Genomic DNA, 19,860 nt, shown 5'->3' with positions numbered 1-19,860 from the left:
TTACAAATATAAATAATGATCTTTATTGGCGCCGACCACATATCGGCAGTCGGCAACAGAACGCTTCGGTTCCGCATTCCGTTCGTGGCTTCAATTTGTGTGGACGCCCCGGCATCTTATATCACACTCCACTGCGGCGAACAGAACCCGCTGATCCAGTCTCCAGGCACTCCCTCCGGGCAGCACCTGATCCCCCCATCTGCCGCGCGGCAGCGAAATCATGCCACATTCGCACTGCAGCATAATGGCGCACTTACTGGAGTTGTCGAACGATGTCGCGATACCTTGTCGCAGGAGGCGCCGGCTATGTCGGCAGCCATGTGGTCCTGGCCCTGCTCGATGCCGGTCATCAGCCCGTCGTCCTAGACAATCTCTCGACCGGCCACCGGGACGCGGTGCCCGCCGGCGTGACCTTCATCGAGGCCTGCCTCTCGGATCGCGAGCGTCTCGCCGAGGTCTTCCGCGCCTGGAAATTCGACGCGGTCTTCCATCTGGCGGCGCTCTCGCTGGTGGGCGAGAGCATGAAGGACCCGCTGCGCTATTGCCGCGACAACCTGTCCAACGGCGTGAACCTGGCCGAGGCCGCCGTGCGCGCGGGATGCCTGCGCTTCGTCTTCTCCTCGACGGCGGCGCTCTTCGGCGTGCCCAAGGTCACGCCCATCGCCGAGGATGCGCCGACCACGCCGGTGAATCCCTACGGCCAGTCGAAGCTGATGATGGAGCAGGCCCTGGGCTGGGCCGAGGCCGCCCATGGCCTGCACTCGGCCTCGCTGCGCTATTTCAACGCGGCCGGCGCCGATCCGCTCGGCCGCGCCGGCGAGGATCACGACCCGGAGACCCATCTCATCCCGCGCGCCATCCTCGCGACGCTGGGCCTCGCGCCGCCGCTGCATGTCTTCGGCACGGATTACGACACGCCCGACGGCACGGCGATTCGCGACTACGTCCATGTGGCCGATCTCGCGGCCGCGCATATCGCCGTGCTGCCGCGACTCGAGCATGGCTCGGTGCGCTACAACATCGGCAATGGCTCGGGCCATTCGGTGCTTGAGGTGATGGCGGCCATCGAGCGCGTCTCCGGCCGCAAGGTGCCCTACGAGAACGGCCCGCGCCGCGCGGGCGATCCGCCGTCGCTGGTGGCCTCCTCGGCCCTCCTGCGGGCCGAGACGGGCTGGACCTCGCGTCAGGCCAGGCTCGACGACATCGTGCGCACCGCCTGGAACTGGCATGTGGCCCACCCGCAGGGCTATGCGCAGCGCGAGGCGGCCCTCACCGCCTGAGCACAGTCGGGGGCCTCTGGAAGGCCCCTGACGCGGCCTCGGCGCGCCGGCGGTCCTTGGACCGCTCGCCGGGCTTACCATCTCTGGCCCGGCGCGATTAAAACGCGGGCGAGCGCCATGGCCGGTCGGGCCGTGGTGGGGGCATCGGATCGGCAAAGAAGTGCAGCGAGTTCAGAGAATTGGGAATGGTGCGGTCGAGAAGATTCGAACTTCCAAGGGGTTTCCCCCACCAGCACCTCAAGCTGGCGTGTCTACCATTCCACCACGACCGCAGACGGGGGCCATGTAGCGCATGATTTTCGACGGCACAACTCACCCCCCCGCAGAAATGATGGAAGCCCCGATTCAATGGGCGGCGTCGGACGGGCTGACCCCTTATCCCGATGCCCTGGCGGCCATGGAAGCGCGCGTGGCCGGCATTCGCGCCGGCACCGCGCAGGAGGCCGTCTGGCTCGTCGAGCACCCGCCCACCTACACCGCCGGCACCAGCGCCAAGCCGGAAGAGCTGATAGAGCAACGCTTTCCGCACTATGCCGCCGGGCGCGGCGGGCAATGGACCTATCATGGGCCCGGCCAGCGCACGGCCTATGTGATGCTCGATCTGCACAAGGCGCACGGTCCCGTCCCCGCGCGCGATGTCCGTGCCTATGTGCACGGCCTCGAGGAGTGGATGATCCGCGCGCTGGATCGCTTCAACGTTCGCGGCGAGCGGCGCGAGGGCCGAGTCGGCATCTGGGTGGTGAAGCCGGGCGGCGCCGAATTCAAGATCGGCGCCATCGGCGTGCGCGTGACGCGCTGGGTGAGCTGGCACGGGATCGCGCTCAACGTGGAGCCGGACCTGTCGCATTTCGGCGGCATCGTGCCCTGCGGCATCGCGGAGCATGGCGTCACCAGCCTGCACGACCTCGGCATCCTCGCCACGATGGACGAGGCCGATGCGGCGCTGATGTCGGCCTGGGGAGAGGTCTTCGGGGAGCCATCCCTGGCCGGAGATCGCGGCGGAGCCGACCATCCCATTTAGGCGATTGACCCGCTTCCCTGAATCCAGGCCGAATCACACTTCGGCCGTCATTCAGGAGCGACACCCCTTGCCTGACTCACACCGCCTGACGCGCGGCATCGTCTCCGAGGATGCGCTCCGGGGCGAGCGCGCGATCCTCACCGGCTGCCTCCTGGATGCCTTCATCTGGACGGTGACGCTGGTCACGGCGATCTGGGGCAACTCGCTGACCCTGCTCGGCGAATGCGTCCGCGGCGGGCTGCTCATCGTGCTGGAGACGGTGCTGCTGGTCCTGCTGCGGCGCATCAACCGCGGCACGATCGCGGATTACGACTACGGCACCCGCAAGCTGGAGCAGTTTGCGAATCTCGTCGTCGGCATCGCGATGCTTCTGGGCGCGCTCTGGCTGCTCTCGGGCGTCGCGCAGCGATTCGGAGTGGTGCAGGAGCAGTCCGCGACCGGCATGGCCTTCGGTGCCCTGGCCGGGCTGGCGAACCTGGCCATCAACGTCTGGGTCTTCTTCCTGCTCTGGCGATCGAGCCGGGGCGGGACCTCGATCATCGTGAACGGACAGCTGTTGTCGCGCATGTCCAAGGTGATCTCCTCCGCGCTGGTCGCGGTGGCGGTGCTGGTGAACGCCTTCCTGGGCCCCGTCGGGATCGGCGGCTGGGCGGATATCGTGGGCACGCTGGTCGTGGTCGCGGTCATGCTGACCTTCGGCGCCCGGATGATCCAGGCCTCCCTGCCCCACCTCATCGACCGCGCGCTGAACGACCGGCAGCAGGCCACGATCAACCGCGCGCTGGTCGAAAGCTTCGACGCCTATGACGAGCTGCTGGAGGTGCGGACGCGCACCCAGGGCAGCGACGCCTGGATCGAGATCGAGCTCGGCTTCGCGCCGGGCCGGTCCATGGGCGAGGTCCACGAGCGGGCCGAGGAAATGGCGGCGAAGATCCGCGACGTGATTCCCGGTGCGCGCATCCTCGTCATTCCCCGGGCCGTCGGGGCCTGAAACGCAAAGCGGCGGCCCCTCGCAGGGCCGCCGCTCATTGCCTCACCGAAAGGCGAGGATTACCGGCCGCGCGCCATGAAGCTGCGGCCCGAGGAATTGCCCGGCTGCGGCGCGCGCTTGCGCCCGGCATCGCCCGCGGGCTTCACGAAGGAGCGCTGCTCCTGCGCGGGCCGGCTCGGACGCTCCTGGCGGTCGCCATGGTCGGAGCGCGCGCCGGCGTGGCCGCCATGCTCGCGCTTCGGGCCACGGTGCTGCTGCTGGGGCGCGCCGCCCCGGCCGCGCTGCGGGCGCGTCGGCGTGGCGCGGTCGTTCAGCGGGACGGTCGGATTCGCGCGGCGGTCCTCGGTGTCGATCTTCTGGCGCGTGGTCCGCTCGATGGCGCGCAGCAGCCCCACCTCGTCCGGCGCGACGAGCGCGATGGCCTGGCCCGAGGCGCCCGCGCGGGCCGTGCGGCCGATGCGGTGCACATAGGTCTCGGGCACTTCCGGCAGCTCGTGCTGGATGACATGCGTCACCTCCGGCACGTCGATGCCGCGCGCGGCGATGTCGGTCGCCACCAGGATCGGCGCCTTGCCCGACTTGAACTCGGCCAAGGCGCGCTCGCGCTGGGACTGGCCCTTGTTGCCGTGGATGGCATTGGCGCGCAGGCCGTCCTCCTCCAGGCTCTTCACGATCTTGTCGGCGCCATGCTTGGTGCGCGCGAAGATCAGCGTGCGGCCCACGCCCTCGCCGCGCAGAATGCCGGCCAGGACGCCGCGCTTGGCGGCGCCGTCGAGGATGATCACCTTCTGGTTCACCCGCTCGGCCGTGGTGGCGACGGGCGTGACCTCGACGCGGACGGGATCGGTCAGCATCACCTCGGCGAGCTTGGCGATCGCCGGCGGCATGGTGGCGCTGAAGAACATCGTCCGGCGCACCTTCGGCACCTGGGCGACGATCTTGTTGATGACCGGGAAGAAGCCCTGGTCGAGCATCTGGTCGGCCTCGTCGAGGACGAGCACCTCGGTCATGTCGAGGCGCGCGTGGCGCGTCTGCATGTGGTCGACCAGGCGGCCCGGCGTGGCGACGAGCACGTCGACGCCGCGCGCCAGCGCCCGCTGCTGCGGCACATGGCCGACGCCGCCGAACACGGTGGCGACCGAGAAGCCCATGTGACGGCCGTAGCTCTTGAAGCTCTCGGCGATCTGCGAGGCGAGCTCGCGCGTGGGCGAAATCACCAGCACGCGGCAGCCGCCACGCGGCGGACGCCCGCCGCCCTCGGCGAGGAAGTGCAGGATCGGCAGGGCGAAGGCGGCGGTCTTGCCGGTGCCCGTCTGCGCGATGCCCAGAATGTCGCGGCCCAGCATGGCCGGGGGAATGGCCTGCGCCTGAATCGGCGTGGGCGTGGTGTGTCCAGCCTGCTCCAGCGCCGTGAGGAGGAGCGGGTTGAGGTTCAGTTCAGCAAAAGTGGTCATGACAAATCCAGCTGCACGGCGCGCGTCTTCGCGGCCGTGGAAGGTAGGGGTGGACACCCCGCGTGGCTGGGTTGTTCCGGGAGAGCGCATCGAAAGGTCCGGCAGTTCGGCTGCCTGAAGCGCCCCGGCCCGCATCTGCGAAGATGGGGTGGAGCTCGGCGCCGCTCACGCGGCCGGACCCTGGCGAGCATGCGTGCCCGCTTGGATGGCCCTCATATGCTGCATCGCAAAAGAAAATGCAAGGACGGAATGGACCGTCAGCGGTACAGCGTCTCCACCAGATACTCGTAGTTGTCCGCGTTCATGGCCGCCGCCGCCGGGTCGTCCTTGGCGAGCACGAGCACCTGGTGGGGCTGGTAGGTCGCGTCCCGCGTGCCGATGGCGAGGTGGCTCATCTCATGCACCATGATGCCGAAGCGGCTGTCCTGGCCACGCGGGCCGGCCCGGAAAAAGGCCGCGCAGACGCCGAGCGCGCCGGTCGCCGGGCGGGTAAAGGCGAAGGAGGTGGGCCGGCAGGAGGTCGGGTGGTTGCAGGTGGTATCGGCCGGCCGCCCCTCCACCACCCGCGCCTCGATGCGCTGGAGATTGACGCGGATGAGCTTGCCCGGCGTCGTGCCGAACCAGCGCCGGAGCTCGGGATGGCTGGCATCCTCGGCGAGACGCTCCAGGGTGAAGCGCAGCGCCGCGCGGGCCTCCATGAAGGCCGCGTCGATCTCGGCCAGCTGCTCGACGCTGCAGACGCCGGTGGCGACGGGCGGAAAGCCGCCCGGCTTGGCGGTCTTCACGGGCTGGGCGCAGGCGGGGCTGGCCATCAGCAGAAGCCCGGCGAGAACGGCGCGGAAAGGGATCATGGACGGGCTTTCCCTGAATGGGTCCCCTGCCAGCCTTGGCGGGGCGCATGGCTGAATTGCGGTCGGCTTCGCGCCATTCTGCCACGGTCCCTGCCCTGACATGCAACTCTGTCTGTAGGCGGGGCGGCGCGAATCCGGCATGACAAGGTGTCGTCGGATGGATGCCGTGTTCCCATGTTGAGGCAGTTCCTCGCCTTCTACCGGCCGCACAAGCGGCTACTCCTGCTCGATTTCGGCTGCGCGGCGCTCTCGGGCATGCTGGAGCTCGGCTTTCCCATGGCCGTGCGCGCCTTCATCGACGAATTGCTGCCGCGCCAGGACCTGCAGCTCATCGGCCTCGCCGTGCTGGGGTTGCTGGCGGTCTATCTCGCCAATGCCGCGCTGATGGCGATCGTGACCTATTGGGGCCATGTCCTGGGCATCGCCATCGAGACGGAGCTGCGCCGCAACGCCTTCGACCACCTGCTGAAGCTCTCCTTCCGCTTCTACGACAACCAGAAGACCGGCCATCTCGTGGGCCGCGTCACGAAGAATCTGGAGGACATCGGCGAGGTCGCGCATCACGGTCCGGAGGACCTGCTGATCGCGGTGCTGACCTTCCTCGGCGCCTTCACGCTGATGATGCTGGTGAGCCCGACGCTGGCGATGATGACGGCGCTGATCGTGCCCGTCATGGCCTGGATCGTGGGGCGCTACGGCGGGCGCATGACGCAGAACTGGCAGGCGCAGTTCGGCCGCGTCGGCGCCTTCAACGCGCGTATCGAGGAGGCCGTGGGCGGTATCCGCGTGGTGAAGGCCTTCGCGAACGAGGCCCATGAGCGCGCCCTCTTCGCCGCCGACAACGACCGCTACCAGACCACCAAGCTGGAGGCCTACCGCATCATGGCGGTGAGCCAGACGCTGAGCTATCTCGGCATGCGGCTGGTGCAGGTGGTGGTGATGCTGGCCGGCGCGCTGCTCATCGTCAGGGGCCAGCTCTCCATCGGCGATTTCGTGGCCTTCCTGCTGCTGGTGAACGTCTTCTACCGCCCGCTCGACAAGATCAGCTCGGTCATCGAGACCTATCCGCGCGGCGTCGCGGGCTTCCGCTCCTACCTGAACCTGATGGCGACCGAGCCCGACATCACCGACCGCCCGAAGGCCCGGGCTGTGACCTCCCTGCGCGGCGAGGTGCGCTTCGAGGGCGTGCGCTTCGGCTATACGCCCGACCGCCCGATCCTGCGCGCGCTCGACCTGCATGTACCGGCGGGGCGGACCGTCGCGCTCGTGGGCCCCTCCGGCGCGGGCAAGACGACCATCTGCTCGCTGCTGCCGCGCTTCTACGAGGTGGAGGCGGGGCGCATCACCATCGACGGCATCGACATCCGCGACATGACGCAGGCCTCGCTCCGCGCGCAGATCGGCATCGTGCAGCAGGATGTGTTCCTCTTCGCCGGCACCATCCGCGACAACATCGCCTATGGGCGCCTGGGCGCGAGCGAGGCGGATGTGCGCCAGGCGGCCCGCCGCGCGCGGCTGGACGAGCTGCTGGCCGAATTGCCCGAGGGCCTCGACACGCCGATCGGCGAGCGCGGGGTGAAGCTCTCCGGCGGGCAGAAGCAGCGCCTGGCCATCGCGCGCATCTTCCTCAAGAACCCGCCCATCCTGATCCTGGACGAGGCGACCTCCGCGCTCGACACCGTGACCGAGGGCATGATCCAGCAATCGCTGGCCGAGCTCGCCGAGGGGCGCACCACGCTGATCATCGCGCACCGCCTGGCGACGATCCGCAATGCGGACCGCATCCTGGTGGTGACGGAGAACGGCATCGCGCAGGAAGGCACGCATCGCGAGCTGATCGAGGCCGAGGGCCTCTATCGCGAGCTGCATGCGGCCCAGTTCGCCGACCTTCAGGCCTGAGGCGCGCCTGGTTAGAGGGTCGGCTTTCGCAGGAAGCCCGGCTCGTCCGGCGCCTCGGCGAAGCTCTCGTCGATATTCGTCACCTGCGCCCCGGACGGCCCGCCCCGGCAGGCATTGAGCACGGATTGCACGGCATCCTGCTCGCCGGCCAGCAGCGCCTCGACCGTGCCGTCGGCGCGGTTGCGGACCCAGCCGGAGAGGCCGTTGCGCCGTGCCTCGCGCACCAGCCAGTCGCGATAGCCCACGCCCTGCACGCGCCCCGCGATGCGGACGAGGCTGGCGGTCATGCCAGCGCCGCCAGCCGCGCGGCCAGGGCAAGATCGGCGGCGATCTTCTCGCGCTGATTCTCCGTCGCCCAGTCGAGGCCCCAGCGCTCCTCCTGGAAGAGCTCGTCGGTCAAGGCGATGCGATGCGCCTCCTGCGGGTCCAGCGCCCCGCGCACCACCGCCAGGCCCAACACCAGGCTGCCCAGCGCCGGCACCAGCACACCCAGCGCGGAGAGCCGCTCGGGCGAGAGCTGTGCGACCGCGCGATGCAGCGCGTCCCGCGCCTCGGCGTCCTGGGTGATGGGCATGATGCCGGTCGTGCTGCGGATCGGCGCGCCCAGCTCGCGCGCCGCCCATTCGACCCAGGGATCCCAGGCCGCGCGCTGCCGGATCGCGAGATCGGCATCCTCGGCGCGATAGGACAGCAGGTCCGTCTCGGCGTATTTGGCGATGGCCTCGATGGTGGCCTCGGGCGCGGGGGCGATGCGCTCGGCGGCGGTGCCGGCGAGGCGCGTGAGCGGCACGTCCTCCCAGGACATCTCGCCGTCTTTCGCACCGCCGGCGGCCTGCCATTCGGTGGCGATGGCCTCGCCCAGCTCGCGCGTTGCGACGCGGAGCACGGCGCCGCCCGGCAGCCGCATCGGCTTTCCGTCCAGATGGACGGCAAAACCCTTGTCGTCGGCCACGCAGGCCGCGTGATCCCAAAACCGCTTCATAAGCCTAGCCTAACGCCCCAGAATGCCGCGCAAAAGATTGTTGAGATTGGGCTGCTGCCCGCGCTGTTCCGCTGCCGGCGCGGAAGGCTGCGGGGCTGCCGTCGCCGGAACCGGTCCCGCCCGGCCGCCGCGCGCGATGCGCAGCGCACCGCCGCAATCGGGCAGCGACGGCGCGCCGCTCTGCTGCGGCAGGAAGCCGCCGATGCCTGGGATCGCGCGCTCCAGCCGGTCGCCGAGCTCGCCCGAGAGCGCGCCCTGCGCCACGCCCGCCATCTCCAGCCGCGGCGCGGCCAGCGTGCCGGTCAGCGGCACGGGCGCGCGCAGCCGCACGCCGCCGACGCGCAGATCGGTGTTGAAGCGCATGGACAGCGTCTCGTCGCGCAGGTTCACGCTGCCCTCCCCGCCGATCCGGCCGGGCGAGCCCTCCAGGTAAAGCGGGCGCATGGTGGCGATGCCGCGATCGGCCTCGGCCCGCAAAGCGAGGCAGGAGAGCGCGATGTCGCCGCCCACGCCGGGAATCTGCGCCAGGGTCTGCGCCGGGCGGCCGGTGAGCCGGCCCTCGGTGACGGCCAGGCCGAAATGGCCCGTCGCCGTCGCAGCCAGGGCGCGCGTGGTCGCCCCCTGCCCGCGCAGGTCCATCTCCAGGTCGGTGCGCCCGGCAAGCGGGCTCGCGGTCCCGAAGGCGGCCAGCAGGGCCACGGGATCGAGCCCCTGCCCGCCGCCCGCGATCTGCAGGCTGGGCGGATCGGCCGTCGCATCGGCCGCGATGCGCAGGTTCAGCGTGCCGCCGGGCAAGGTCATCACCAGGGGATCGGCACGCAGCACACCGGCCTGGTTGACCAGGTGCGCGCTGACCTGCCGCGCCACCAGCGGCCCGTCGCGCAGCTCGATCTGGTTGACATTGAGGTCGAGGTCGAAGAGCCGCAGCGCCGAGAGGTCGATCGCGATGTCGGGGATGAGCCGCCCGGAGGACGGCCGCGCCGGGGCGGGCGCCTGCGCGGCCGGCGGCGCAGCGGGAGAAGCCGGTGCGACCGGGGCGGCGGAGGCCGTGCGGAAGGCCGCGAGGTCGAGCGAGGCCGCGGTCAGCCCGCCCTTCAGCGAGAGGCGCGGCGCCCAGCCGAGTTGGAACGCCCCGGCCAGCGTCCCGGCCGAGGAGGAGAAGGTGAGCCCCCCGATCCGGACGCCATCGGCGAAGCTCTGGCCCACCGAGGCCAGCTGCGCGCGCAGCGCCACGTCGCGCAAGGCCGGCAGGGGCCGTTCGGCCAGGGGCGCGAGGGCCGCGAGGTCGGGCACGTGGGCTTCGGCCACCAGCTCGCCGGGCCAGGAACCGTAGATGGAGAGGGTGGCGCCGGCCGCGCCGAGGCGCAGCGTCACCGGGCCGGGCGTGCCGGCCTGCAGCGCCATCGGCAGGAATTCGGCATGCAGCGTGACGGGCTGGCCGCGATAGCTGCCATGGGCGTCGATCTGCGGCGCACCCTGCAGCGACGCCTGGGCGAAGGTCGCGCCCGTGAGGGTGATGCCGGCGAATTCGCCGCCGCCGATCCGCCCCTCGATACCCCCCACCTGCAGCGCGCCGCCGATCAGCGCCGCCCGGGTCTGAAGGTGGATGCCGGTCAGCACCGGCAAAGCGCGCCCGGCGAGGGCGCTGAGCGCATCCAGCCGCGGAATCTCGGCGGAGAGGGCCGCCTCCCAATCGCTGCTGGTCTTGCGCCCCTCGGCCGTGAGCCGCGCGCCCGGCATCACGGCCGAGAGCCGGAAGGGCCAGGGATTCGTGCCGCCGAACTGCATGGCCGGACCCACGCGGCCTTCCATCAGGGCCTCCGTCCCACGCGCGACGACCGTGGCGGTGAGGTCGAGCGGCCCATCCACGCCGGTGCCCACGAGGCGGGCCTGCGGGATGCGGATCTCCTCGCCCTCGTAGGTGACGATCCAGTCCTTCAGCGTGGCCGAGCGGATATCCAGCACCATCGGGCGCGAGGGTGCGGCGGCCGGCGCGGGGGTGGCGGGGGCCGGCGCGGGGCCGCGGTCCATCACCCAGTTCTGTTTCTCCAACAGCAGCCTTCCGCCCTCGAGCGTGAGGCTCGCGATCTCGACCCGCCCGCCGATCAGCGCGATCAGTCCGAGGCGCAGCTCGGCATGAGCCACGCGCAGCATCTCGGGCGCGCTGCCACCGGGGATATTGGCCAGCGACAGCCCGTCGACCGAGACGGTCGGCGTGAGGGCCGGCGAAAGGCGCAGCGGGCCTTCGATGCGGAATTCGCGGCCCGTGGCGCGCTGCACGGCCTCGGCCAGGCGCGGCCGGAAGCTGTCCGCGTCGAAGAACGCCAGGAACCCGCCGATCGCCAGGACGGGGATCGCGACGATCACGGCCGCAACAATCAGCAGGATCTTCTTCATTTCTGGCGCTTTGGCTTGAAGGGTTCGGGATTGTCGAAGCCGAAGAATTTCATCGTCGCCTCGAAATGCGGCGGCGGCGCGGCGCTGACTTCCAGCCAGCCGCCCTCCGGGTGCGGCAGGCGCAGCGTGCGCGCATGCAGGTGGAGGCTGCCGGAGAGGCCTTCCAGATGCGCGGCCTCGCCGCCATACTTCCCGTCACCGAGAATGGGCGTCTTCAGCCCATCGGCGCAGTGGACGCGCAGCTGATGGGTGCGGCCGGTCTGCGGCTTCATCTCCAGGAAGGCCGCGCGGCGCTTGGCGGCGTCGAGGGTCGTGTAGTCGGTGACCGAGCGCAGGCCCGTCTCGCCCGGCGCGGCCGGGACGGTGCGCTCGCCGCGCGGGCCGTTCTCGCGCGCCAGCGGCATGGAGATGCGGCCGGCGGCATGCTCGGGCTCGCCGACGACGATGGCCCAATAGGTCTTTTCCATGTCGCGGCCGCGGAAGGCCTTGGCGAGATGGGCGGCGGCGGAGCGGGTGCGGGCGACGACCAGCACGCCCGAGGTGTCGCGGTCCAGCCGGTGCACGAGGCGCGGCTTCTCGTCCTGGTAATCGGCGAGGCCCTCCAGCATGCCGTCGACATGCTTGGTGATGCCGGGGCCGCCCTGCACGGCGAGGCCGGGGGGCTTGTCGATCACGATGACGCTGTCGTCGCGATAGAGCACGGTGGCCTGGATCTCGGCCACGACGGCGTCGGGCAGCCAGCGCGGAACGGCCTTGGGCGCCTGTTCCGTGGGCATGGGCGGAAGGCGCAGCTGGACGCCGGCCGAAAGCCGCGTCTTGGCCTCGGCGCGCTTGCCGTCGACACGGATCTGGCCCGAGCGGAGCATCTTCTGAAGCGCGCCCTGGGTCAGGGCGGGGTAGCGGCGGCGGATAAAGCGGTCGAGACGGGTCTCGGCCTCGGCGGGTTCGACGGTGAGGAGAAGGACGGACATGGCCCGCCTTCTACCCCAACATCTCCCCGCGCGCGATCAGTCCCTCTTGAAGCTCCACTTATAGCCCTTCCCCGCCTTGGTCAGCCGGCCAGCGGTGGGGGTGGGGAAGTGGATCGGCAGCAGCAGGGTGTCGGTGCCCGCGACCTCTTCGAAGACCGTCTTGCGGCTCTCGCCGGCCTGCTGGGGGTCCCAGCAGAAGATCGTGGACAAGGTCGGATCGATGCACTGGAGCTGGTGGTGCATCATGTCGCCGGCCACGATCGCGCGCTTGCCGCCGCTCTTGATGTCCACGCAGACATGCCCCGGCGAATGCCCCGGCGTCAGGATCAGGCCGATCGTGTCGTCGAGGGTGAAGCTCTCATCGACCAGCATCGCCTGGCCGGCCTTCACGATGGGCTCGCAATTCATCTTCCAAACGCCGCCGGCGCCGCCGGGCTTGTCGATGCCTTCCTTCGCCAGCTTCTCCCAGGCGGCGTATTCGCCCTTGTGGAAGATGTACTTGGCGTTCGGGAAGGTCGGCACCCATTCGCCGTTCACGAGCTTCGTGTTCCAGCCGCAATGGTCGATGTGCAGATGGGTGCAGAAGACGTAGTCCACGTCCTCGACCGTCAGCCCCTCGGCGGCGAGGTTGTCGAGCCAGGGCTGCTTGGGGAAGTCCATCGGGGCCGGATAGCCCTTGTCCTCGCCCGTGCAGGTGTCGATCAGGATGACGTGCTTGGGCGTGCGCACCACGAAGGTCTGGTAGGTGATGACCATCTTGCCGGAGGACTTCTCGAAGACCTCGGGCTCCAGCTGGGCGATGTCGGCGGCCCGGGCGGCGGTGTCGTAGCCGAGGAAGAAATCCTCGGGGCGGCGCCAGGGGCCGTCGCGCTCGATGATGCTGGTGATGGCGACGTCGCCGATCTGCAGACGCTTCATGTGGTTTCCGCTCCCCTTATTCGGGAGCATCCTGGATCGGTCCGCCGCCATCGTCCAGCCGAGCATGGACGGCTTTCGCGAGGCTATCGAATTCGGCGACGGTCAGCTCCTCCGCCCGCCGCTCGCCCGCGATGCCGCATTGCGCCAGCAGCGCCTCGGCCGCGCCCAGCGACTTGAGCGAGCCGCGGAGCATCTTGCGCCGCTGGCCGAAGGCGGCGGCCGTCACGCGCTCCATCGCGCGGAACAGCGCGGGCTCCGGCTGCTCGGCATGGGGTGTCACGATCACCACGGCCGAATGCACCTTCGGCGGCGGCCGGAAGGCGCCGGGAGGCAGGCGGATGCCGATGGAGCAATGCGCCACCCACTGCGCCAGAACGGCGAGGCGGCCGTAATGCTCCGTGCGCGGCGGCGCCACGATCCGCAGCGCCACCTCCTCCTGGAACATGAGCGTCATCCGCTCCCAGGAACCGGCCTCGCGCAGCCAGCCGATGAGCAGCGGCGTGCCGACGTTATAAGGAAGGTTGGCCACGACCTGGCGCGGCGCGGGCAGCGTCGTGCCGTCGAACTTCATCGCATCCTGGCGAAGCACGGTGAGGCGCCCGGGATAGGCCTCGTCCAGCTCGGCCAGGGCGGCGAGCGCGCGCTGGTCGAGCTCGACGGCGGTCAGATGCGCGATCGGCGCGGCCAGCAAGGCGCGGGTGAGCCCGCCGGGGCCGGGGCCTACTTCGAGCACGTGCCGCCCCGCGAGATCGCCCGGCAGGCGGGCGATCCGCGCGCAGACGGTCTCGTCCAGGAGGAAGTGCTGGCCGAGCGCCTTTCGCGCGTCCAGCCCGAAGCGGCTGACGACGTCCTTGAGCGGGGTCAGCTCAGCCACGCGTCTCGATCACGGCGCGGCGACGCAGCTCGCGCTGAAGCTGGCGGGCGAGAACCTCCACGCGGTCACGCAGGATCTGCTGGCGGGCCGCATCGGCGGTGAACTCCTCCTGCTGGGCCTGTTCGCGCGAGCAGACCATCAGCAGCAGGATGCCGTCCGGCGAGATCACCGGCTGGCTGGCGCGGCCGATCGGCAGCGAGGCCAGCATCTGCCGCAGCGGCGGCGGGTTCAGCGCCTCGAGCCGGATCGGGCCGGGATCGGTCGGCCGGTCGCTGCTGCGCGGCTGTGCATCCACCTGCTCGCAACCGCGCAGCGTCTGCGACAGGCGCTGCGCCCGCTCCAGGGTCGCGCGGTGCTGATCGCTCGGCGCCTGCGGGTCGAGCCGGGTCGTGAAGGGCAGGAAGAGCTGGCGGATCGACAGCATGGTGGAGTTCTGGATCCGCCCGCCCTCGCGCTTGCCGCGCAGCGTGATGATCTGGAAGCCGCCCGCCACGCGAATGGCGTTGCTGATGGCGCCAGCGGGCATGCGCTCGGCGATCGCGGCCACCTCGGGATCGAGCTGGGCGGCGGTCACCCAGCCCAGATCGCCGCCCTGCACGGCGGTCTGCGCCTGGCTGAACTGCGTCGCCACGACCTGGAAGGGCGAGCCGCGCCGCAGCTGGCCCACCACCTCGTCCACGAAGCGGTTCACCTCAGCCTCGGTGCCGGGGTCATCGACCGGGATGAAGATCTCGCCGAGCAGGAATTCCGTCTGGCCCTGGCGCGCGCGGTGATTGGCGATGGCGCCCTGGATGTCCTGGTCGTTGATCTCGGCCAGCGGGCCGAGCGCCTGGCGCAGCAGCCGGCCCCAGCCGATCTGGGCCCGGACCTGGTCGAAGAGCACGCGCGGCTGGATGCCGGCCCCGCGCAGCTGGGCGCGCAGCGTGCCGGAGGGCATGTTGTTGCGCCGCTCGATATCGCCGATCGCCTCGGCGATGTCGGAGTCGCTGACGGCGATGCGCCGGCGCTGCACCTCCTGGATGCGCAGCTTCTCGTCGATGGCGAGGCGCAGCACCTGGGGCCGCAACCGGTCCAGCACCTCGGGCGACACCGAGACGCCGGTGTTCATGGCAAAGAGGCGGGCGCGGGAGTTGATCTCGGCCTGTGTCACCACCTCGCCATTGATCACCGCCAGGATGCGGTTGCTGCCCGGTGCGGCGGCAGCGGGCGCGGCGGCGGCAACAGGGGCGCGCTGCGCCGTCGCGGGCAGGGCCGCGAGGCACAGGACCGGGACCATCAGGGCGGCGAGGAGGGAGGTGCGGGGCATGATCCGATGTCTCATAGGGCAGATTCCCCGGGGGGCAACCGGCAGTTTGGTTCAGTTTGCATGTGCAACGCGGCCGCAGCCCCTTCAGATGGCACGGAAGAAGTAGTCGCCGACCGTCTTGAAGCCGATCCGGACCAGGAAGACGGTGTTGCCGACGAAGTCCTGGTGCGTGACCAGATCCTGCGAATAGCGCCGCATCAGGCGCCCCTCGATGATGAAGCACTCGTCCTCATAGCCAAGCAGGCCCTGGACCAGCACCGGGCGCTCCAGGTGCAGGTCGTAGCGCATGGTGGCATTGGCCCGCCAGATCGCGCCGCTCGCCGTGCGATACTCGCCCCCGCCGCCGAAGGAGACCTCGTTGCGTCCCACATCGTTGGTGAAGAGCAAGGGCTGCGGGCGCTGATACATGTAGCCGGCGCTGACATAGGTATTCTGGAGCGGCCCGACCGTGCCGAGCTGGAGGCTGGCGACCGCCTCGCTCGCGCGATGCGCGCCGCTTTCGCTGTCCAGGCGGGCGCGGCCCAGGATCTCGAGCCACGACACCGGCGAGATGGTCGCCCGGCCCACCCAGTCCGAGGCCCGCTCGTCCAGCCCCTGGCCGACCGGCAGGTTGTTGGAGCCCGCGATCCGGTAGGAGCGGCCGACGAGGGCCTCCACCCGGCCGCCATTCACGAAGTTCCAGCTGGAACGGAGCGCGGCGTCCACGCGCGTGCCACCCTCCAGCCGGTCTCGACCCGTGAAGCGGCTGAGGTTGAAGAGATTCGCGTCGGTGAACTCGAAGTCGAGGCTGTCCTCGTTCGGGAAGCGCAGCTGGTGGCCCATGTTCGGCCCGGTGACGAACTGGACTCGCGGCTCGATGAGCTGCGTGCCCCAATCGCCGGCATTGCGCATGAAGGGCATCCGCCAGTCCAGCGCCGCGCGGAAATTGCCATTGGCATGCGCGCCATTGGCCGCCGGCAGATTGGTCGGCGTGATGTCCTGGCCGCCGGCGTAATAGCCCAGGAGGTCGGCCTGGCCGCGCACGGTCCAGATTCCGCCGAAGCCGTCGTTGAACGGGCGCACCCAGCTCGTGCGGCTGGAGATACGCTGGCTGAAGGTGCCGACCTCGCGGGTCAGGCCCAGGAGGCCGATATCCGTGGTGAGCCAGCCGCCGCCGATCCGCTTGCCCGGCGCATATTCGAAGAAGGCATTGGGCGCGACATAGGGGATGCGGGTCGTGTCGTCGGTGCTGCGCAGGCCCTGATAGGCCCGGACATCCATGCGGGCATAGGCCTCGGTGCCCCAGAAGCCCTCGGCATAGACCTGGCTCGTCAGCACGCGGCGATATTCCAGGCGGAAGGTCCGCAGGTAGGAATCGCTGGACGCCCGGTTCAGGTCGAAGCCGACGCGCCAGTTCTCGTCGATATTGAAGCGCCCGCGCGCGAAGATATGCCCCGAGAGCCGCTCCGCGATCTGCTCATTGGCGCCCGCGCCGAGGCGGATGGCGGCGTCATTGTCGAAATAGCCGATCGAGGCCTGGATCTGCAGCTCGCCGCTGTTGAAGCGGCGACGGTACTCGCCGGCGATGTTGGGCAGCACCTTCTGCGCGACGACCGGCGTGATCAGCAGGTCCGACTGGTCGTCGATCGCCCAGAAATAGGGCGTCTGCGCGAAGGCGCCGAGGAAGCGCGTATAGCCGAGCGTGGGGAAGAGGAATCCCGAGGCGCGCGGCGTCTGCGGATCGGGGTGTGAGAAATAAGGCGTGTAGAGCACCGGCACGCCGCCGATGCGGATGGTGGCGTCGCGATAGGAGATGCGCTGCGTGTTGCGGTCCTGCGTGGCCACGCGCGCGCTCATCTGCCACAGCGGCGGGCGCGTCGGATCCTCGGCGCAGAGGTTGCACGAGGAATAGACCACCCGGCTGATGTCGTTGACTGTGCCGTCGGTGCGGCGCAGTCCGTTGCCCGCCATGCGCGCGTTCTGCGCGAGGCGGGCGCGGACCTCGGTCAGGATGCCGTCGCGGAAGCCTTCGCCGAGCTCGGCCTCCTCGGCATAGAAGATCTGGCCGTCGGCCTCGATGATCTGGACGTTGCCCTGCACCACGGCGATGCGGGTGTTGCGGTCATAGGTGAAGCTGTCGGCGCGCAGGAAGCGGCCGTTCTGCCAGGCCTCGACATGGCCGCGGGCGACCACGCGGGCGCGGTCGCGGTCGTATTCGACCTCGTCGGCGGTGAAGGTGACGGGCCCGTCGTCATTGGCTCCCGGCAGGCCTCCGACAGCGCCGGCGGCCGAGGCCGGGGCGCGCGCCGGCGCGGCGCCCCCCCTAGTGGAGCGCCCTGCCCCAGCACCCAGGGCGCCAGCAGGGGCGGCGCCGTCCGTCTCACCCGCCGGAACGGCCGAGGGATCGGTCGGGGATGGCGGCAGGGGCGCGAGGTCGCGCAACGTGCCACCAGACTGGGTGGGGTCGTAGAAGCCCGCGCCGCTTTGCTGCGCCTCCGAGCCCACCGGCGCCACAAGGGCGAGCAGCAGCGCGGCGACGAAGCCCGCATCCCGCCAGGCGCGGTGGTTCGGGCGCAGGCCCAGCGACATCGCCTGGCGGCGGCGGATCTGCCGGCGGGCGAAGCGGGGAAGGCTCGAGCGACGGGCAGGCGGCGGACGCAGCATGAGGTTACCCATCCTCCAGATGGAGCAACAAAGCCAGAGCCAGCAACAACCCTGCCGCCGTGGGAACCCAGGCGGCCAGCCAGACAGGCAGCGTCCCCGCCTCGCCGAACTCGCCGGTGATGCGGTCGAGCACGAAGAGTCCGAAGCCCGCCGCGACACCGGCGGCGATGCTCTGCGCCACGCCTCCGCGCCGGCTGTTGCGCATGGAGAACCCCGCGGCCAGCAGCGCCATGGTCATGGCGAGGCGCGGGCGTGCTCAGCATGGACTGGAACTGCAGCCGGTGCCGCAGCGCCGAGAAGCCCGCATGCTCCAGCACCGCGATGAAGCCCGGCAGCGCCCAGAAGGACAGGGTGTCGGGCGAGGCGAAGCTGTTCTCGATGCGGTCGGGCGTGAGATCGGTCGGCAGGTCGAGGGGTGGCGGCCGGGCGGGGCACGCGGTCGGCCCCGAAAATCACGGCGTCCTGGAGGATCCAGCGGCCGGGCGCGAGGCGCGCATGCGGCGCCTCGATCCGCCCGATGCTGACATCCTTCGCGGACAGCCGCCAGACGGTCACGTCGGTCAGAACGAATTCGGCGGTGCGATCGGTGCCCAGGAGGCGCGCCGGCCGGCCGGACAGGATGGCCACGCCATTGGCCTCGAGCCCGCGATCCGCCTGGCGCAGCCAAAGCCGCCCGCCCGCCAGCGCCGTCACCCCGCCGCCGGCGCGCAGGAAGGAGGCGTCCAGCCGCTCGGCCCGCGCCAGCATGGCCGAGGAGAGGGGCGAGACAGCCAGGATGGCCGTGGCTCCGAAGCACAGGGCCACCAGCAGCGGCCCGGCGAGGAAGCCCCAGGCCGAGATCCCGGCCGCGCGCGCCACGATCAGCTCCGAGGAGCGCGTGAGCCGCCAGAAGGCAAGGATTCCACCCAGCAGGATGGCGAAGGGCAGGATCTGCATGCCCACGAAAGGCATGCGCAGCCCGGCGATGGAGGCCACGAGGCCGAAGGTCGCGTCGGGGCGGGTGGCGGCCCGGCGCAGCAGTTCGATGAAGTCGAACATCGAGACCAGCAAGGTCAGCGCCAGCAGCATGCCCGCCGTCGCCGTGAGGAAGCGCCGGCCGATATAGAAGGAAAGGGTGCGCGCGACGATCATCGGGCATAGCCCCGGATCTGCGTCGGCACGCCGGGCATTCCCGAGATCACCCAGGCCGAGACCAGGCCGGGCAGCAGCGCATGCACCCAGATCAGCGGCAGCAGGGCCGCCGAGCGCGCCGCGACATTGCCGATACCCAGGCCGAGAGCCAGCAGGCCCACCATCATGATGCAACCCACGAAAAGATTGGCGCCGCCGCCAAAGCGGCGGAACTGGCCGGTCAGGGCCACGGCGAGGGCCAGCAGGCTGAAGCTGATCGCGGTGACCGGCCCGCTCAGGCGCTGATGCGCCTCGGCCAGGAAGCGACCGCGGTCACGGATCGAGACGCCTTCCTCCGGATGGAAGAGCTCGGAGAGGCTGCGTTCCTGGGCGTTGCGGAAGCGCTGGCCCTCGGCGCGGCTGGCGCGGGCGAGGTCCAGGCTGTTCTCCTGGAAGGAGAGCACCGAAAGCCGCAGCGCGACCGTGCCGTCGGGTTGCTGCACGCGCTCGACCTGCTGGCGCTGGCCATTGAACAGCGTCACCCGCGGCCCCTGGGGCGTGGAGGTGATGCGGCCGGTCTCGGCGATGATGGTGACGGGCGCGCCGCTCTCACGCGCGTCATGCACCAGGATGCCGCTGAGCGTGCCCTGGGAGTCGCGGTCGCGCGCATAGACGGTGAGGTCGTCGCCGACCGAGCTGAACACGCCCTCCTGCAGCAGCAGGCCCGCCATCTGGTTGCGGATCTCGAACTGCCACTCGCGGAAGGATTCGTGCGAGGCGGGGGGTGATCCAGATGTTGAGGATGAAGCAGATGCAGGTGGCCAGGCCCGCGATGCCCAAAGCAGGCTTGGCAAGCTGCCAGTTGGACAGCCCCGCCGCGCGCATCACCACCAGCTCGCGGTCCGAGGACAGGCGCACATAGTTGAACAGCGTCACCACGAAGGCGGTGATGGGCAGGATCACGCCGAAGAAGCTCGGCAGCAGCAGGCCGGTCAGCTCCAGGAAGACCCAGATCGACAATCCACGATCCAGCACCAGCTCGATGAATCGCAGCGACTGGGTGAGCCAGACCAGCGCAGCCAGCCCCACCGTCACGGCGATCAGCGACAGCCCGAGCTGGCGCATGATGTAGATGTCGATCCGCTTCATGCGGCGTGGAGGAC

General features: G+C 70.2%; 18 protein-coding genes and 1 tRNA gene. 4 read left to right on the top strand and 15 right to left on the bottom strand.

Going from position 1 to position 19,860, the window contains the following annotated elements:
- Positions 1-272: 272 nt before the first annotated feature.
- Entirely contained in the window at positions 273-1,280 is a 1,008-nt protein-coding gene (gene galE / locus ACO057_RS21170; RefSeq protein WP_421995201.1) for a UDP-glucose 4-epimerase GalE, read from the top strand.
- 186 nt (positions 1,281-1,466) lie between these two features.
- Here galE and ACO057_RS21165 read toward each other — a convergent pair.
- A tRNA-Leu gene (locus ACO057_RS21165) sits at positions 1,467-1,552 on the bottom strand.
- 56 nt (positions 1,553-1,608) lie between these two features.
- Between ACO057_RS21165 and lipB the strand changes: the two genes are divergently transcribed.
- Positions 1,609-2,301 (top strand): lipoyl(octanoyl) transferase LipB, encoded by a 693-nt coding sequence (gene lipB, locus ACO057_RS21160; RefSeq protein ID WP_421995199.1) that lies wholly within the window; start codon positions 1,609-1,611, stop codon positions 2,299-2,301.
- Positions 2,302-2,368: 67 nt separating this feature from the next.
- Positions 2,369-3,292 (top strand): cation diffusion facilitator family transporter, encoded by a 924-nt coding sequence (locus ACO057_RS21155; RefSeq protein WP_421995197.1) that lies wholly within the window; start codon positions 2,369-2,371, stop codon positions 3,290-3,292.
- 59 nt (positions 3,293-3,351) lie between these two features.
- On the opposite strand, the gene ACO057_RS21150 is transcribed toward ACO057_RS21155, so the two are convergent.
- A complete protein-coding gene (locus tag ACO057_RS21150) occupies positions 3,352-4,746 on the bottom strand; it encodes a DEAD/DEAH box helicase (protein ID WP_421995195.1) in 1,395 nt (464 codons plus the stop codon).
- A 257-nt stretch (positions 4,747-5,003) separates the two neighbouring features.
- On the bottom strand, positions 5,004-5,597 hold the full coding sequence (locus ACO057_RS21145; RefSeq protein ID WP_421995193.1) for a M35 family metallopeptidase: 594 nt from the start codon (positions 5,595-5,597) through the stop codon (positions 5,004-5,006).
- Positions 5,598-5,771: 174 nt separating this feature from the next.
- Here ACO057_RS21145 and ACO057_RS21140 point away from each other — a divergent pair, with 174 nt between their 5' ends.
- Positions 5,772-7,496: an ABC transporter ATP-binding protein gene (locus ACO057_RS21140; protein WP_421995191.1), complete on the top strand. Its 1,725-nt coding sequence runs from the start codon at positions 5,772-5,774 to the stop codon at positions 7,494-7,496.
- A gap of 11 nt (positions 7,497-7,507) precedes the next feature.
- Here ACO057_RS21140 and ACO057_RS21135 read toward each other — a convergent pair whose 3' ends face one another.
- From ACO057_RS21135 to ACO057_RS21080, 12 genes are all read right to left on the bottom strand, one after another.
- On the bottom strand, positions 7,508-7,783 hold the full coding sequence (locus ACO057_RS21135; protein ID WP_421995189.1) for an acylphosphatase: 276 nt from the start codon (positions 7,781-7,783) through the stop codon (positions 7,508-7,510).
- A complete protein-coding gene (locus ACO057_RS21130; RefSeq protein ID WP_421995187.1) occupies positions 7,780-8,478 on the bottom strand; it encodes an ATP12 family chaperone protein in 699 nt (232 codons plus the stop codon). Before ACO057_RS21130 ends, ACO057_RS21135 begins: the two co-directional genes overlap by 4 nt.
- Positions 8,479-8,487: 9 nt before the next feature.
- Positions 8,488-10,875 carry an AsmA family protein gene (locus ACO057_RS21125; RefSeq protein ID WP_421995185.1) on the bottom strand — a complete coding sequence of 796 codons (2,388 nt, stop codon included), beginning with the start codon at positions 10,873-10,875 and terminating at the stop codon, positions 8,488-8,490.
- Complete coding sequence (locus ACO057_RS21120; protein ID WP_421995183.1) at positions 10,872-11,846, bottom strand: RluA family pseudouridine synthase; 975 nt, start codon at positions 11,844-11,846, stop codon at positions 10,872-10,874. Before ACO057_RS21120 ends, ACO057_RS21125 begins: the two co-directional genes overlap by 4 nt.
- A 36-nt stretch (positions 11,847-11,882) precedes the next feature.
- Positions 11,883-12,764 (bottom strand): MBL fold metallo-hydrolase, encoded by an 882-nt coding sequence (locus ACO057_RS21115; RefSeq protein WP_421995181.1) that lies wholly within the window; start codon positions 12,762-12,764, stop codon positions 11,883-11,885.
- Positions 12,765-12,780: 16 nt separating this feature from the next.
- Positions 12,781-13,638 carry a 16S rRNA (adenine(1518)-N(6)/adenine(1519)-N(6))-dimethyltransferase RsmA gene (rsmA, locus tag ACO057_RS21110; protein ID WP_421995179.1) on the bottom strand — a complete coding sequence of 286 codons (858 nt, stop codon included), beginning with the start codon at positions 13,636-13,638 and terminating at the stop codon, positions 12,781-12,783.
- Entirely contained in the window at positions 13,631-14,944 is a 1,314-nt protein-coding gene (locus ACO057_RS21105) for a peptidylprolyl isomerase (protein ID WP_421995177.1), read from the bottom strand. The genes rsmA and ACO057_RS21105 overlap by 8 nt, the downstream gene beginning before the upstream one ends.
- Before the next feature lie 84 nt (positions 14,945-15,028).
- Positions 15,029-17,587, bottom strand: coding sequence for an LPS-assembly protein LptD (locus ACO057_RS21100; protein WP_421995175.1), 2,559 nt, complete (start codon positions 17,585-17,587; stop codon positions 15,029-15,031).
- 4 nt (positions 17,588-17,591) lie between these two features.
- On the bottom strand, positions 17,592-17,825 hold the full coding sequence (locus tag ACO057_RS21095) for an LptF/LptG family permease (protein ID WP_421995173.1): 234 nt from the start codon (positions 17,823-17,825) through the stop codon (positions 17,592-17,594).
- The gene (locus tag ACO057_RS21090; protein WP_421995171.1) at positions 17,822-18,718 is read right to left on the bottom strand and encodes an LptF/LptG family permease; all 897 of its coding nucleotides are present in this window, start codon (positions 18,716-18,718) and stop codon (positions 17,822-17,824) included. The genes ACO057_RS21095 and ACO057_RS21090 overlap by 4 nt, the downstream gene beginning before the upstream one ends.
- Positions 18,715-19,428 carry an LptF/LptG family permease gene (locus ACO057_RS21085; RefSeq protein ID WP_421995169.1) on the bottom strand — a complete coding sequence of 238 codons (714 nt, stop codon included), beginning with the start codon at positions 19,426-19,428 and terminating at the stop codon, positions 18,715-18,717. Before ACO057_RS21085 ends, ACO057_RS21090 begins: the two co-directional genes overlap by 4 nt.
- On the bottom strand, positions 19,316-19,846 hold the full coding sequence (locus ACO057_RS21080; protein WP_421995167.1) for an LptF/LptG family permease: 531 nt from the start codon (positions 19,844-19,846) through the stop codon (positions 19,316-19,318). The genes ACO057_RS21085 and ACO057_RS21080 overlap by 113 nt, the downstream gene beginning before the upstream one ends.
- Positions 19,847-19,860 lie beyond the last annotated feature (14 nt).

The organism is Roseococcus sp. (assembly GCF_965227005.1).
Classification (GTDB): Bacteria; Pseudomonadota; Alphaproteobacteria; order Acetobacterales; family Acetobacteraceae; genus Roseococcus.
This window is presented reverse-complemented; position numbering and strand designations above follow the sequence as displayed.

Excerpts from the sequence above, each read along its gene's own strand:
- galE (WP_421995201.1), top strand. The coding sequence starts at position 273 with ATGTCGCGATACCTTGTCGCAGGAGGCGCCGGCTATGTCGGCAGCCAT.
- lipB (WP_421995199.1), top strand. The coding sequence starts at position 1,609 with ATGATGGAAGCCCCGATTCAATGGGCGGCGTCGGACGGGCTGACCCCT.
- ACO057_RS21150 (WP_421995195.1), bottom strand. The coding sequence starts at position 4,746 with ATGACCACTTTTGCTGAACTGAACCTCAACCCGCTCCTCCTCACGGCG.
- ACO057_RS21145 (WP_421995193.1), bottom strand. The coding sequence starts at position 5,597 with ATGATCCCTTTCCGCGCCGTTCTCGCCGGGCTTCTGCTGATGGCCAGC.
- ACO057_RS21140 (WP_421995191.1), top strand. The coding sequence starts at position 5,772 with ATGTTGAGGCAGTTCCTCGCCTTCTACCGGCCGCACAAGCGGCTACTC.
- ACO057_RS21135 (WP_421995189.1), bottom strand. The coding sequence starts at position 7,783 with ATGACCGCCAGCCTCGTCCGCATCGCGGGGCGCGTGCAGGGCGTGGGC.
- ACO057_RS21130 (WP_421995187.1), bottom strand. The coding sequence starts at position 8,478 with ATGAAGCGGTTTTGGGATCACGCGGCCTGCGTGGCCGACGACAAGGGT.
- ACO057_RS21125 (WP_421995185.1), bottom strand. The coding sequence starts at position 10,875 with ATGAAGAAGATCCTGCTGATTGTTGCGGCCGTGATCGTCGCGATCCCC.
- ACO057_RS21120 (WP_421995183.1), bottom strand. The coding sequence starts at position 11,846 with ATGTCCGTCCTTCTCCTCACCGTCGAACCCGCCGAGGCCGAGACCCGT.
- ACO057_RS21115 (WP_421995181.1), bottom strand. The coding sequence starts at position 12,764 with ATGAAGCGTCTGCAGATCGGCGACGTCGCCATCACCAGCATCATCGAG.
- ACO057_RS21105 (WP_421995177.1), bottom strand. The coding sequence starts at position 14,944 with ATGCCCCGCACCTCCCTCCTCGCCGCCCTGATGGTCCCGGTCCTGTGC.
- ACO057_RS21100 (WP_421995175.1), bottom strand. The coding sequence starts at position 17,587 with ATGCTGCGTCCGCCGCCTGCCCGTCGCTCGAGCCTTCCCCGCTTCGCC.
- ACO057_RS21095 (WP_421995173.1), bottom strand. The coding sequence starts at position 17,825 with ATGACCATGGCGCTGCTGGCCGCGGGGTTCTCCATGCGCAACAGCCGG.
- ACO057_RS21090 (WP_421995171.1), bottom strand. The coding sequence starts at position 18,718 with ATGATCGTCGCGCGCACCCTTTCCTTCTATATCGGCCGGCGCTTCCTC.
- ACO057_RS21085 (WP_421995169.1), bottom strand. The coding sequence starts at position 19,428 with ATGGCGGGCCTGCTGCTGCAGGAGGGCGTGTTCAGCTCGGTCGGCGAC.
- ACO057_RS21080 (WP_421995167.1), bottom strand. The coding sequence starts at position 19,846 with ATGAAGCGGATCGACATCTACATCATGCGCCAGCTCGGGCTGTCGCTG.